Here is a 14570-nt window from a genome sequence, read left to right as displayed (position 1 = left end):
GTTGCTATGGCTTTAGCTGTTGTTTTTTCTAGTTTTTCGTTATTTATTTTTTTGTCTGCATTTTATTGTTTCATATTATAAATTCCTCTTTTCTAGTCCGTTTTGATGGAGTAATGGAGTGGTTTTTACAAGTTAAAGGGGGTACCGTGGTGGTCGTTTTGAATTTGATAGAGAAGGGTGATGGAGTTGGAAGTTAAGACAATTGTTAATTCTCTGGAAATAGAGTTCTATTCAATTTTACAAAAAAAACTGGAAGATTATACGGAAAAATTGCTTGCAGTTAGTCATTTACCTCTGGTTTTAACAAATGCTGATTTAAAGCGACTATTTCAGATAAGTGATAGCACACTGAACCGTTTAGTAAAACTTGGTGAGTTTCCTCCCTGTTGGTATGGGATTCGGGGACACTATTTTCGTGATGATGTTTTAGAATGGATGAGGAAGAATGATTCGAATGACTATCGTGAACAGCTTCGTATATTGCGTTCCTTATAATATTTCATTTCTTCTATACTTGCGGTACAATTCGTATATAGAGAATAAGAGATTTTATATTTTTCCGCTTAAGGGGTTCTTCTCTCAAGGGAGGAATCTGTAAATGGAAACAAAAGATCGGTTCAAGAAGCAAATTAGTTCTACAGGTAGGATCACATGGTATTTCCAAGCGTACCGGACAACAAGACGTGGTTTTAAGTCAAAACGTGAGGCACAACTCGCCTATCTTGAAATGGAGAAACAACAAAGGCTTAAGAAAAAAATTGTTGCAAGCAATGACAAGTTTAGTGTTGTAGGTGAACAATGGTTTCAATATTACCGTTCGTTAAATGAGCAAAAGGAAATAACCTATGACAAGCGAGAAGAACAATTAAAAATTATCGTTCGATGGATTGGTGATAAAAAGTTATCTGATTTGTCACCGGAGCGCATTCAAGAATTGCTTTTTACTTTAAAGGAACGTGGTGTCAATGGAACAAATGTTGGCTATGCCAAAAATAGTTTACAATCACTTGTTCAAGTTCTGAATATGGTTTTCAAATACTGTCAAAGAAAGAATTTGATAAGTGAAGACCCAATGAAGTCTGTGAGAATGCCAAAATATCAGTTAACGGTAACTGATTTAAAAGAAGCCGTAAATAATATTGAGGACAAGTTTCTTACGGTCGATGAATTGAGAACTTTTTTGAATTATGGCATTGTTCATGAGGAATTACCGATGTCTGTCCTGTTCCATGTTCTATTTTACACTGGCTGCCGTGTCAGCGAGGCGCTTGCTTTACAGCCTGGAGATATAGATTTCAAAAGAAATGAAATTCTATTCTATAAGCAAACGGCAGTTAAAGGTAAGAGTAAGGAGTTTCGGATTGAAACTACTAAGACAGTTAGCTCTGCTAGAAGAGTTCTAGTAACTCCTCTAGTTATGGAAAAGCTACAACAGTTGATTGAAGCTTTGGATGAGATGAGGCAACATTACAGGTTTACTATAGAAGAAACATTTTTGTTTGTGTATCTTGATTCTAGTAAACGTGGTGTTCCTTATCGTCGAGAGTATGTAAATGATCACGTCAAACGGTGTGTGAACCGTTCAGGAATTAATAAGTCATTTCATACTCATTTAGCTCGTCATACAATGGCAAGCTTAGTAGCGGAACACTGTAGCTGGGAAGTCTTGAAGGATCGCTTAGGCCATACTGACCAAACAACTTCGAAAATTTATCGCCACTTAACGTCAAATGAAAAGGTAAAACCTCTGATTGCTTTTAGTTCTTTAGAGAGTTAAAAAAACGGTGAAAGCACTGGTATTACAGGATTCTTGAAAAACGATTTTTTAACAAAGTAGTCAATATGTAGTCAGAGGGAATAAAAATCCTTTTATATCAATACTTTAACGACTTTTCACAAGTATCAAAGAAATTCGTCGTTAATCATTTATTATCAGATGAAGCAAAAGCCCTTGATTTCAAGGGCTTTTTTCTTTTGGACATTTTCACCATTTTCACCATTTTCAGTGACCCTGTGATAGGTATTATTGATAGCAAGACAATGAAGGTTATTTTACAAAAAAATTGTTGATAGAAAATCGTTCTCCTGCCGACACGATCGATTGTAGAACCAAAAATTTGAGTCGTAAATTCATGCCTAAAATTATGTTGCTCCATTCCCCCAACTTAGTTTGCGAAGCATCTTTTTAATTAGTGCGAAATTTTTTACGATACTGTTTAGGGGCCATATTGACTTCTTCGCGGAACTTCCGAATAAAGTAGCTAGTAGAATTAAACCCGCAACGCCGGGCGATTTCTTCAATACTTTCATTTTCATAGAGTAGCAACATTCGTTGGGCTTGTTTGATTCTTAGGAGGTTTACGTAGTGATGCAAAGTGTTGCCAGTGCAGTTTTTAAACGCTCGTGCCAAGTAAGATTTACTGATGTAAAAATCTTCGGCAATTTGCGTTAATGATAAGTTATCCGCCCAATGCTCATTGATATATTTAATAATCGGTCGTAAGATAACCATCTGCTCGGAGCGAGTCTGGGCGCTCTCTTTTTCTTCCATAAAACGTGTCAAAATGAGAATCATTTCTAGTATTTTTAAGCGCACCAAATCCTCAAAGTATTTTTCCATAAGTAGGGAGTCATCATAAATACTCATAAATAGATTAGCAACTTTACTCAAGGTATCATCGTCAAGCGGATAGACACCAGTCGCTTGTTTGAAAAATAAATCCACAGGAAAATGAATAAGCTGGTCTGCTTCATTTAAAAAAAGTGTAGGATCTATTTCTAATAAAAATCGTTCATGAACGAGGGAATCAGAAAAATCTGTTTGGTGAATTAAATTCTGATCAATAATAATCAAAGTATTGGGTTTTAAAGAGTAGCAGTTCCCATTAATCGTAATTTTGCCAGAGCCTTTTAAGCCAGCCAGAAAATATAACTCATATTTTGGATGACTGTGGGGTCGAGGCATGATATAAGGAGAATGTCGTCGAACGTGATCTACATAAATCGGACTATTGATATCCATCGGTACACACTTTCTATCGTTTGAATTCATTAAGTCATTTGTTTTATCGAAATTTAGATTTTTTTCGTAGTAAATCTGAAAAGTCGCTATTTTTTAACTAAGATATATCGGTTCTATTGGAAGTGGATAAAGCCTTTTTCGTACAACATACCGCCATTTTTTCCATTACGGAGAATTTTATTGGCTTTTTTGTGCAGTGATCAAAGTAACTATACCACAAAAAATCAGTTGGTGAGGGACAATTAAAATACGTACAAAATCCGTTTGATTCATGATTATTCGTTGCTAAGAATTGCCAGATCCATGTTGAAATCATTTGCAATACTATAGCAAATAAGTCTTAATTCATAGCGTTTATGACTGCAGCTTAATAATAAACAAATTGATTCAGTCGTTCGATTATCCATTCTATTGATTCAGTAAAAGACTTTTTCATTATGCAAAAGTCAATATAGTTCAATTTTTGTAAAGAATCTTGAAGCATAGTTACTAGTATCACAGAAAGGCTTTTCAGATGCATTGTTGCAGTTATGATAAAGGTAAAAAGAAATGCGAGGCATATCATGACAAATAAAATTCCTGATTTTAAACTGGCTCCAGCTACTTTGGCGGCTGATTCATTGACATTAATTTGGGATAAGCCGGCTAATTATGACAAAGTGACTGCTTATCATCTGTATCAAGAAGACCAACTAATTGCCAAAAGACCAGTTAACAAAACCCATATCACTTTAACCAATCTGTTACCTAGTACTAGTTATACGTTTAAATTAGTGACGGTTGATCGGATGAATGTCGAAGATGTGAGTAGCAGAGTTAACTTGGTGGTTCGGACCAAAGAACAAGGCTCACTAATTGATGTCACTAAAGCCCCTTATTTTGCTGATGCCAGTGGTCTTGTTAAGTCAACTGTTAAGATTCAGCAAGCAATTTTTGATTGTCCAGAACATGGGACGATTTTAATTCCAGAAGGAGCGGTCATTTTAACTGGTGCTTTGGATTTAAAGAGCAATGTGACTTTCCAAGTGGATGGCAAACTGATAGCTAGTCTTGATCCAAAAGATTATACGATTACCAAAGAACAAAGCTGGTTTCAAGGTCAAGTTAATCAAGATGGCTTACCTTTAAGCCGTTATGAAGGCTGGGAGCTTCATTGCTATCGCTCTTTGATTAATCTAGGATATATTGACCCATCTGATCGCAAAAAAACGGTTATTGAAAATGTTCGAATTTGTGGAGTAGGAGAAATCTGTGGTGGTGGAAATGAATTAGGACTTGCTATGCGAGAAATTTATCAAGATGTTGAAAAATATTTTGAGTATTATTCAGATCAACGCCCTGGCCGACGGGTACGAGGTCGATTGATTTGTATGATGCAGGCAAAAAATATCCACTTAACTGGGGTAGCCGTGACGAACCCTTCCTGTTGGACGATTCACATGATTTATTGTGATACGGTGACAACTCATGGTATCTCGATTAAGTCTAAGGGAATTGATAACGGTGATGGCTGGGATCCAGATTCGTCCCAAAATATGCTGATTTTTGATACTACTTTTGATACCGGTGATGATTGTATCGCTATTAAGTCAGGCAAAAATCCTGAAGGAAATCAAATCAATATTCCCACGAAAAATGTGCGTATTTTTGATTTAGAAATGGTAGGCGGTCATGGGATGGCTATTGGAAGTGAACAGTCTGGTGGTGTTGACGGTGTTAGCTTAAGGGACTGTCGCATTAAAAATACGCTGTATGGGTTAGAGTTGAAGGCTCATAATAATCGGGGTGGATACATTAAACATATCACTATGCAAGATTGTGAAATCGATAGCTTTAAAGCCCATAGTGTGGAGTACAATGCCGACGGACTGCCGGCGGATCACTTACCCGTCTTTTCGGATATTAGAATAGAAAATACTGTGATTAATGGTCCAGGTCGCAGTATTGAGTTAATTGGTTTTAGTAATGAAACTTCTACAGATGGGCAAGCTTATGTTCAAAATGTGTTCGTTAAAAATGTGACGCTAGGAATGCTTACTGATGAAACGAAAGAAATTTATCTAGAAAAGTGCCAAAGTGTGTGCTTTGAAAATGTCAAAATAGCTAATCTTAATCAGCCAACCTATATATTGGCTGAAGCAACGGTGAGCAATATCACAATGAAAGAGGATGAATAAAATATGGAGAAAAAGCATTTTATAGGGTTTGCGATAACTACTTATCTGAAGAAGACGGACAATTAGTCCTAGCTAATTTTGTGATCATGGCAGGTTTAGGTGAAACTCCAGAACAAAATGGCGGTTTTGAATATTATATGTCTGAAGCAGTCGTAGAAAATGAAGCGAAAGGTGTTGTCTCGTTAATTATGGCTTACGCTGAAATCTTACGAGGAGAATAAGCGGTGGCTCATATTTTATAGGCTCATCAACATTTCGTGTTCACAACGATAAAAATCATTGATAATCTAGTTAAAACTACTTATGATTTCTTTTACAAAATAATGTCGCAAAAAATTGTTGCGTTGCTACCTGCAAAAATTGGTGCAGATACGTAATTAACGAATAAAATCAGTCCTTGATTTCAAGGGCTTTTTTTCGTTAAATCCCCCTGGCTCTCCCTAAAAAAAAAACGATTTTAAAGGAGTAAGTGGAATTTTTTTAGGAATGGTATCGTGTTGAATAACAGACAAAATAGTCTATTGAAAGAAATAAAAAAACAGAGCAACAAGTAGTTCTCTTTCAACCAGTCGGGTGAAAAGTGTGGGGCGATTTCAAATCCTGCTATAAATTTCTATTATTAAATAAATGTTTATTTCCTTATCGTTTCTTGATATTTCTTTATTAGGATGAAAGTATCAATAAATTGGAGGCTTCATCATGAAAGAGATTATTTTAGAAACGAAAGGTTTAACAAAGACGTATCACCATCAAGATGCTGTTGCAGATTTAACTATCCAAGTGCCCGAAAAGAGCGTGTATGGTCTCTTGGGAGCAAACGGTGCAGGAAAATCGACCACACTAAAAATGATTGCTGGAATTATTGCACCAACAAAAGGGGAAATTCTTTATCGTAAAAAGCTTTGGCAAAGAAAAGATTTAAATGAAATTGGCGCATTGATTGAGTCACCTCCTTTGTATGGGAATTTGACAGCTGAGGAAAACTTGCTAGTCAGAACATTGTCATTAGGATTACCGAAACATCGCATTGAAGAGGTACTAAAAATTGTGCAATTGGAGGACACGAAAAAGAAAAAAGTTCGTCAATTTTCAATGGGAATGAAACAACGTTTAGGTATCGCTTTAGCTTTAATAAACAATCCAAAACTGCTGATTTTGGATGAACCAACAAATGGGCTGGATCCAATTGGTATTCAAGATTTAAGGAATCTGATTCGCTCCTTTCCTGAACAAGGAATTACAGTTATCTTATCAAGTCATATTTTATCGGAAATCGAGAAGACGGTTGATAAAATTGGGATTATTTCAAATGGTCGCTTAGGCTATCAAGGGGATTTACCTGAAGATACACAAGCATTAGAAAAGTTATTTTTAGAAGTGGCGCAAACGTATACGGAAACAGGAGGACTTTAAAAATGGTGAAGTTAATCCAAGCAGAATATATCAAAGGGCGTCGTGGTTTTGGTAGGCGCGGTATGATTTTTTTCCCAATGATAGCAACTTTTTTTGCGGTTTTTTTAATGAGTGGCAAGCTATCTCAGATTGCGGCCTATAATTGGTGGTACATTCTACTTTTACCAGCTGCAGTCTCCTTTCTGGCAATTAGTTTAATTAATAATGAGAAACGGTTGGAATTTATCAATCTAAAAACTCTACCAATTCCGAGTCAAAAAATTTGGTTATCAAAAATTTTAACTGGCTGCACGTACCTGTTTTTGATGAATGCACTATTATTTGGCTTTTCAACCATTTCTGGAATGCTTTTTGGCTCATCCTACCCAATTTGGCGTGGATTACTAGCGGGGGGAGTATTGACGATCACGTGGGCTTGGCAAGTTCCAATGGGGATGTGGCTCGTGACGAAATTTAATTCATCAATAACTTTCCTAAGTCTATTTGCAATCAACACCATATGCTCTCTTCAAAGTATAGCTGGAGAAAAATTATGGGTTATTCCTTTTGCTATTCCAAGTAGATTGATGGCTCCGATTATTGGTGTCAATCCTAATGGCATTCCGCTTGCAACAGATAGTCCACTCTGGGATACAAGAGTCATTCTTCCAGGAATTGCCATCACGGTTTGCTTATTTTTTCTCATGACAGGGATAACTACCAAATTAGTTGATTGGAGTAATAAAAATGATTAACAATCTGACTGCCGATTTTTTAAAATTGAAGAAAACAGCTTTTTTTCTGATTCATTTATTGGTTCCTTTATTAGGTGTTTTTATTTTCTTTAGTTATCAACTGATGGCGCAGCATGATGGAAATCAACTGATGATTAATTTTTGCCAAGTACTATCTTTAGTATATCCGATTGTCGCCTCGTGGCTGACGAATATTATTATTAATCAAGAAATTGAAGCAGGCGGTGGCTTTTTCCTTTTGAGCACCGTGTCTCGCAGCCGTGCTTTACTATCCAAGCTCTTTTATCTATTTGCCAGTGGCCTATTTGCTTGTTTCATCGCAATCGTTGGTTATCATCTGCTGAATCGTTTGTTTGTGATGAATTATCACCTTTCTTTTCTGCAGGTTGGCCATTTAGTTCTACTCGTTTTTGGCTGTAGTATTTTTCAATATTTTTTCCATACTTGTCTCTGTCTTAAATTTAATCCAAATGTTAATCTGGGGATGGCTACTATAGAATTTTTAATTGGTGCTTTAATGTTGACTGGTTTAGGTGAACTAATGTGGATAGCTTTTCCTAGTGCTTGGGGAATGCGTTTGATCCGTTTCCTGGGAAATAATTTTTCCGGTGATGCGCTGCTAAAATTTATTTCTTTCCCTATCATTCTTTTGATAATAGCAGTCATAACGCTGTTGATGGGGGCTATTCTTTTTGTTCTCATGAATCGTTGGGAAGGTCGCACGAATGAAGAATAAACTTGTGGAGGGGAAATATGGCAAGAATTTTAACGATTGATGATGATCCGCAAATTTTAGATTTAATTAAAACAGCTCTTGAACGTCAAGGGCATCAAGTGGAAACGGCTGCAAATACTTCCGAAGTAACTCTGGAAAAAGCGAAGTTTGCTGATTTGATTTTACTTGATGTGATGATGCCAAATGAAGATGGTTTCAGTTATTTAGAGAGAATTCGGCAACAGATTGATGTGCCCATCCTCTTTGTTACGGCAAAGACCGCTGAGCAGGATTTGATTCATGGTTTGGGAATTGGTGCAGATGATTATATTGAGAAACCTTTTTCCATAGGAGAGTTACGTGCTCGAGTTGCTTCTCATCTAAGGAGAGAGAAGCGCGAGCATCATCATGTTTTGCGGAGTGATGAGCTGACAGTTGATTTGGAAGCGAAACAATTTTATTTTCAGTCAGAGGCAATAGTATTTACTAAGTCAGAATATGCGATTAGTGTTTATTTGCTAGAACATGCTGGTCAAGTGTTCTCGAAAGTACAAATTTATGAAGCTGTATTTGGCTTAGACGGTACCTCAGATGAAACTGTAATTGTTGAGCACATCAAAAATATTCGCAACAAGCTAAAACAATATCAACTAACACCAATTGAAACCGTTTGGGGGATTGGTTATAAATGGCAAAAAAACAATCTATCGGTTTGACCAGTTATGTGACGCGTCTTCTATTCTTGGCTTTTGGTGGGGCGATTTTGATCGCTGTTTTAGCAGTTGTTACATTTTTGATGATGCTGCAAATGAATTTCATTACGCCATCTAATAGTGGTGAAACAGCAGCCCGAAATACGATTGAAAACTTATCAAAAGAAGGTCGTTTTTCAACGAACTTTGATGCCAGTTATTTTGATTATATCTATTTTGATGCGGATGGTAAGGTCCTCGCATCATCTTTGAAAAATGAAGCATTAACTAAGATAAAAGCACGGTATGATAATCGCGACGAAAAATACACTAACGGCACCTATCTAAAATTTTCAGATGGCACGTATTGTCTATTTGTTTGGCAATATCAAGCGCTGTTTACGAATCCTTGGCTTCGGAAACATCTTCCAAGGCCAGAATTGCTCTTTATCGTGTTCACTCTTTTGGCACTTGCCTTTTATTCTATCCTTGTCATTCGCTTTTCAAGTAAGCATTTAAGAAAGAAAATCGCATTGATCAATCAAGCCACTTTGCAAGTCGCACAGCAAGATTTGGATTCGCCAATAAAAACAAAAAGCGGTATTAAAGAGTTTGATCGCACCTTACATTCAATGGAGGAAATGCGCCAAGCACTTAAAAAGTCGCTAGTCCAACAATGGCACGATCAGCAACAAAAAAAACAAGAACTAGCTTCATTAAGTCATGATATTAAAACACCATTAACGATTATTAGTGGAAATTCTGAATTATTACTGGAAGATCATTTACCAGCAGCACAAAAAGAATCGGCGCAAGCGATTTTTGAGGCTAGTCAGCGCGCGCAACACTATCTGCAACTATTACAGCAAGTAACCAATTTCGAGATGCTCACAAAAGAAAAAAGCAAAGTTTCCGTTGAAGAGTTATTAAAGGAAGTTGATGCTATTTTACGCCCTTTGGCTAAACAAAAGCAGCTGTCGATCACCTATTCGTTTCCACCCGAGTTGCAGATTTTTGGTGATAAATTCAACTTAGTCAGGGTCTTGATCACGCTGGGAGAAAATGCTTTAGCCTATTCAACCGTCGGTGAAATAACCATTTCGGTCACTGAAAAAAATCAGATGATTTATTTTGTTGTGAAGGATTCTGGTCCAGGATTTTCAGCAGAAGCGCTTAAACACGCAACGGAAATGTTTTGGCAGCAGGATCAAAGCCGCTCTACGAATACAAATTATGGAATTGGTTTGGCATTGGCGAAACGTGTCGCGGAGGATCATGGAGGCACAATTAGGTTGGAAAATGAAGCTGGTGGTGCAAAAGTGACGTTTACTATAAAAAATGAGAATTGAATTCTCTAGAATTGAAGTCTCTAATGGTAATTGAAAAACTGGAGTTGGCCTAACAAACGAGACAAAATGTTAAGAGAAAGTGATGTATTTAGATTATATCAAGATATCCAGATGATAAAGCGTTCTAAAATCGCCGGAAAACAAGTGAGGAATCGCTAAGAGAACAGGAGACGATTGGAAACCTTCGCAGAATTTCAGTCATGCTGAGGATTCAATTTAATCCGAAGGAAAGTTTGATTAGAATCTGGAAAAAGCCATGAAAGTCCTGAAAAATTATGCTATACCTAAACAAAGACAAAAACTTGAAATGAGGGATGAGGATGAAAATCACTTATTTGGGCACTGCTGCGGCTGAACGTGTTCCAGCCATTTTTTGTAATTGTAGGATCTGTCGTCATGCGACGGAGCAAAAAGGACGGGAGATCCGGACGCAAACGCAAACGTTGTTGGATGATGGCAAGCTCTTGATCGATTTTCCGGGGGATAGTTACCTGCATCGGTTGAGTGGTCGAGTGGATTATAATCGCGTCGAAGCATTATTGCTGACCCACTGGCATTCAGATCACTTTTATGGAGAAGATTTGGCTTATCGAATGTCTGGCTATGCCAATGAAATCACGACTCAATTGCCAGTTTATGGCAATGCGTATGTAAAAGAATTTTATGATCGTGCGTTTCAGTTGGAAGGGCGCTATGATGAACAGCGGTTGACCTATCATGTTTTGGAAGCGTATCAAAAAACACAGATCAATGGCTATGAAGTGTATTCATTACCCGCACAGCACGGAAACTTTGCCGAAGATTGCTTTATTTATGTTATCAAAGATCCAAAAGGAAAAACACTTCTCTATGGACATGATACAGGGTACTTGACTGAAGAAATGTTTGCTTTTTTAGAAGCAAATCGGTTTGTTTTTGATTGCATATCAATGGATTGTACGGGGCAGACCCACGCTGACCAGATGGCCAATCATATGAATTGGTCACAAAATATCCAAATGAAACAAGAACTGATGGCTCGCAAGTTAGCAACGGAAGAAACAGTCTTTGTCGCGAATCACTTTTCTCATAATGGAGGAAAAACATATCAAGAGATGGCGGATCTCTCGGTTTCAGAAAAGATCATTACCGCATATGATGGGATGGAGATCCATCTTTGATTCATCTGACAGATGATTTAGCAACGACCAAGAGTGAGATAAGCAAGTTGAGGAATGATGGGTGATTTCCTCGACTTGCTTTTTTGATTGCGCAAAAAAGGGAGCGCTGAAAATTTGGCAAAAATAGATACCAGTTATTTTATGAAAATACGATAAATTGAAGGTGTTCTTGAAAGAAAAAAGATAGAAAAGGAGGTTTCATTTTTATAGAGTCCTAATAAAATCAACAATATCAACTGTTATCACCAAACGAAAAAATGAAAATGAAAAAAATATCGCTCCCTGTATTGACTCATAAAAAATACCACTACTATACTTGTATTGTGGTTATAACCAGTTAGGAGAGACATCGATGCAAAATACCTTTCAATCAAAATCACTTTATTATCAGCTGGTAGAAATATTGAAACAACGAATCGAAAACAGCATGGTCGCTCATGACAGGCTGCCTTCGGAAAGAGAGTTGACCAGTTATTATGGTGTTAGCCGCACGACGGTGAGACTAGCACTGCAAGAATTGGAAAAAATGGGCTACATTTATCGACAACATGGAAAAGGAACCTTTGTTTCGGAGTTAAGGACGAATGCGACTGATTTAGCTGGTGCCTATAGTTTTACCGAACAAATGCGGGCAATGGGGAAGCGCCCAGAAACCAAGATATTGGCATTCAAAAAGATTGAAGCAACCAAGTATCTAGCGGGTCATATGAATGTCCAACTAGGTGAACCGTTGTTCCAGCTAGACCGCTTGCGCTTAGCCGACGATTTGCCAATGATGATCGAGAAATCTTATTTACCAGTGAAGTTATTTATGACACTCTCTCGGAAGCTTCTTACTGAAAAGCCGTTATACGATTTGTTTTCTGAGGATTTCAATCAAATCGTACGATCTGCTGATGAAGAATTTTATGCCAGCATTGCTCAGAAAGAAGATAGTGAGTTATTGACTATTCCCGAAGGATCACCAGTGCTTCATTTGGTGCGCTCAACCTACAATCTCGAGAACGAAGTGATTGAATTTACATTAAGTGTGGCGCGGGCCGATAAATTTCATTACAAAATTCGGCACCTACGTTCGACAAACTGAATTGGAGGAAGAAAAATGTTTATGTTGTCAAAAGAAGAACTGCAAAAACGAGGGGCAGAGCATACGACTCAAGAAATTCGACAACAACCGGATTTGTGGCAAGAAACTTTTGATCGTTATCAAAAGACGGCTCCAGAGCTGGCACGTCTGTTGGCAGAGGCAAAACAGACGGCTGGCGAACGTCCGATTCGAGTAGTGTTTACCGGCGCTGGAACTTCTCAATATGTGGGAGATACAGTGGTTCCCTTTCTTACGAAACAGGGAAATACAAAGCAGTTCATTTTTCAAAGTATTGGCTCTACGGATATCGTTGCTACGCCAAAAGAATATTTGATTCCTGAAGAAACGACGATCTTGGTTTCATTTGCTCGCAGTGGCAATAGCCCCGAAAGTTTAGCTGCAGTCGAGATTGCGAACCAATTGGTCCATCATCTCTACCATATCGTGATTACTTGCGCCCCAGACGGATTATTGGCGACCCAAATACCTGCCAAAAAAGAAAATCTGGTTTTACTAATGCCAGACAAAGCCAATGACGCTGGTTTTGCTATGACCAGTAGTTTCAGCTGTATGACGTTGACTGCGCTACTTATTTTTGATCAAACGAAGGATGCGCAAAAAGAAGGATATGTTCATCAATTAAGCCAGCTGGGAAAACAGGTCGTCCAGCGAGAATCAGAGATCCAAAGCTTTCTCGAATCAGAGTTTGATCGCATTATTTACTTAGGTTCGGGAAGTTTAGGGGGACTGACGAGAGAAGCCCAATTAAAAGTTCTTGAGTTGACTGCGGGAAAAATCGCTACGGTGTTTGATTCGTCTTTAGGTTTTCGACATGGTCCAAAATCTTTTGTCGACCAGCGAACACTGGTTTTCCTATTTGTCAGCAATGATTCTTATACACAGAAATACGATCTAGATATGCTGGAAGAGATCAAAAAAGACGGCATTGCTCAACGAGTGGTTGGCATCGGACAGCAGGCAGCGTTGTTCAGTGGGGATGCTTTTGAATTCACTGCAGAGGAACTTGTGCCGGATGGGTATCTCGCTTTAGCAGATATAATGGTGGCCCAAACAATCGCATTGCATTGTTCGGTGAAGGTCGGCAATACGCCCGATGAACCATCACCAAGCGGAACGGTCAATCGCGTGGTCCAAGGTGTGACGATTTATCCATACGAAAAATAGGGAGGAATGTGAGCCATGGAGGAATTGTCAAAAAGACAAGCAATGGAACGTCTATCGACGCCAGAAGGCATTATTACCGCTTTGGCGATCGATCAGCGAGGCGCACTGAAGAAAATGATGGCGGCTTTAGGGATGGAAGCGACAAAGGAAAAAATTGAGCAGTTTAAAACACTAATTTCCCAAGAATTGACTCCTTATGCCTCAGCCATTTTATTGGATCCTGAATACGGACTGCCTGCTGCACAGAAGCGTGCAGCAGCGAGCGGTCTGCTGTTGGCATATGAAAAAACTGGTTATGATCAAACCGTACCCGGCCGCTTGCCGGATCTGCTGTCGGACTGTTCAGTTGTGCGATTGAAAGAGTTAGGTGCGGATGCGGTGAAATTTTTACTGTATTACGATTATGAGGAAGCAGAGGAAATCAATCGGCAAAAGCAAGTTTTTGTTGAACGAATTGGAAGCGAATGCATGGCTGAAGGGCTCCCATTTTATTTGGAATTGTTAGCCTATGATGCCAAAAATTCGGAGACACATTCTCTTTCCTATGCAAAAGCGAAACCCCGAAAAGTCATTGAAATGATGAAAGAATTCTCGAAACCTCAGTACAAAGTAGATGTCTTAAAAGTCGAAGTGCCCGTGAACATGGCATTTGTTGAAGGATTTGCCAAAGAGGAGATCGCCTATACGCGTCAAGAAGCTGGCGCTTATTTTAAAGAACAAAGCGATGCGACCGATTTGCCGTATATCTTTTTAAGCGCAGGGGTATCCGCGACGTTATTCATGGCTACCTTGCGATTTGCCAAAGAAGCAGGAGCTCGTTTCAATGGGGTACTCTGTGGTAGGGCTACTTGGAAAGAGGCTGTCGCTCCTTTTGTTGAAAAGGGCGAAGCAGCAACGTTAGAATGGCTGGCAGAACAAGGAAAACAAAACATTCAACAATTGAATGAAGTGATACAAGAAACCGCCGTTTCGTGGCATGAGAAAGTAGAGCAGCTTGATAAATAGCACAATTTGCTTTACGCAATTCGCTACGAAT

General features: G+C 38.5%; 14 protein-coding genes. 13 read left to right on the top strand and 1 reads right to left on the bottom strand.

Translation table 11 applies throughout. The features are described 5' to 3' along the window. The first annotated feature begins 180 nt into the window (after positions 1-180). Positions 181-495 (top strand): helix-turn-helix domain-containing protein, encoded by a 315-nt coding sequence (locus tag Q0A12_RS15440; RefSeq protein WP_291293515.1) that lies wholly within the window; start codon positions 181-183, stop codon positions 493-495. A 103-nt stretch (positions 496-598) separates the two neighbouring features. Further along, positions 599-1777, top strand: a complete 1179-nt coding sequence (locus tag Q0A12_RS15435; RefSeq protein WP_291293514.1) for a site-specific integrase — start codon at positions 599-601, stop codon at positions 1775-1777. A 408-nt stretch (positions 1778-2185) separates the two neighbouring features. Here the strand turns inward: Q0A12_RS15435 and Q0A12_RS15430 are convergent, their stop codons facing one another. Further along, the gene (locus tag Q0A12_RS15430; RefSeq protein WP_291293513.1) at positions 2186-3022 is read right to left on the bottom strand and encodes an AraC family transcriptional regulator; all 837 of its coding nucleotides are present in this window, start codon (positions 3020-3022) and stop codon (positions 2186-2188) included. Between the two features lie 563 nt (positions 3023-3585). Between Q0A12_RS15430 and Q0A12_RS15425 the strand changes: the two genes are divergently transcribed. The 11 genes from Q0A12_RS15425 to lacD all read left to right on the top strand — a co-directional run bounded on the left by Q0A12_RS15425 (position 3586) and on the right by lacD (position 14539). Next, complete coding sequence (locus tag Q0A12_RS15425) at positions 3586-5199, top strand: glycosyl hydrolase family 28 protein (RefSeq protein WP_291293512.1); 1614 nt, start codon at positions 3586-3588, stop codon at positions 5197-5199. An 86-nt stretch (positions 5200-5285) separates the two neighbouring features. After that, positions 5286-5420, top strand: coding sequence for a hypothetical protein (locus Q0A12_RS16435; protein ID WP_366031575.1), 135 nt, complete (start codon positions 5286-5288; stop codon positions 5418-5420). Positions 5421-5898: 478 nt separating this feature from the next. Next, the gene (locus Q0A12_RS15415) at positions 5899-6612 is read left to right on the top strand and encodes a lantibiotic protection ABC transporter ATP-binding protein (protein ID WP_291293511.1); all 714 of its coding nucleotides are present in this window, start codon (positions 5899-5901) and stop codon (positions 6610-6612) included. 2 nt (positions 6613-6614) lie between these two features. Further along, a complete protein-coding gene (locus Q0A12_RS15410) occupies positions 6615-7346 on the top strand; it encodes a lantibiotic immunity ABC transporter MutE/EpiE family permease subunit (protein WP_291293510.1) in 732 nt (243 codons plus the stop codon). Continuing rightward, positions 7339-8082 carry a lantibiotic immunity ABC transporter MutG family permease subunit gene (locus Q0A12_RS15405; RefSeq protein ID WP_291293509.1) on the top strand — a complete coding sequence of 248 codons (744 nt, stop codon included), beginning with the start codon at positions 7339-7341 and terminating at the stop codon, positions 8080-8082. Before Q0A12_RS15410 ends, Q0A12_RS15405 begins: the two co-directional genes overlap by 8 nt. 17 nt (positions 8083-8099) lie before the next feature. Further along, positions 8100-8777 (top strand): response regulator transcription factor, encoded by a 678-nt coding sequence (locus Q0A12_RS15400; protein ID WP_291293508.1) that lies wholly within the window; start codon positions 8100-8102, stop codon positions 8775-8777. Next, positions 8750-10102 carry a HAMP domain-containing sensor histidine kinase gene (locus Q0A12_RS15395; protein WP_291293507.1) on the top strand — a complete coding sequence of 451 codons (1353 nt, stop codon included), beginning with the start codon at positions 8750-8752 and terminating at the stop codon, positions 10100-10102. Before Q0A12_RS15400 ends, Q0A12_RS15395 begins: the two co-directional genes overlap by 28 nt. A 320-nt stretch (positions 10103-10422) precedes the next feature. Further along, positions 10423-11262 (top strand): MBL fold metallo-hydrolase, encoded by an 840-nt coding sequence (locus Q0A12_RS15390; protein WP_291293506.1) that lies wholly within the window; start codon positions 10423-10425, stop codon positions 11260-11262. Positions 11263-11614: 352 nt separating this feature from the next. After that, on the top strand, positions 11615-12349 hold the full coding sequence (locus Q0A12_RS15385; RefSeq protein ID WP_291293505.1) for a GntR family transcriptional regulator: 735 nt from the start codon (positions 11615-11617) through the stop codon (positions 12347-12349). Positions 12350-12364: 15 nt separating this feature from the next. Further along, the gene (locus tag Q0A12_RS15380) at positions 12365-13534 is read left to right on the top strand and encodes an SIS domain-containing protein (RefSeq protein WP_291293504.1); all 1170 of its coding nucleotides are present in this window, start codon (positions 12365-12367) and stop codon (positions 13532-13534) included. A gap of 15 nt (positions 13535-13549) precedes the next feature. Further along, the gene (gene lacD / locus Q0A12_RS15375) at positions 13550-14539 is read left to right on the top strand and encodes a tagatose-bisphosphate aldolase (protein WP_291293503.1); all 990 of its coding nucleotides are present in this window, start codon (positions 13550-13552) and stop codon (positions 14537-14539) included. Positions 14540-14570 lie beyond the last annotated feature (31 nt).

The organism is Enterococcus sp., assembly GCF_022711995.1.
In the GTDB taxonomy this organism is placed as follows: Bacteria; Bacillota; Bacilli; order Lactobacillales; family Enterococcaceae; genus Enterococcus_D.
This window is presented reverse-complemented; position numbering and strand designations above follow the sequence as displayed.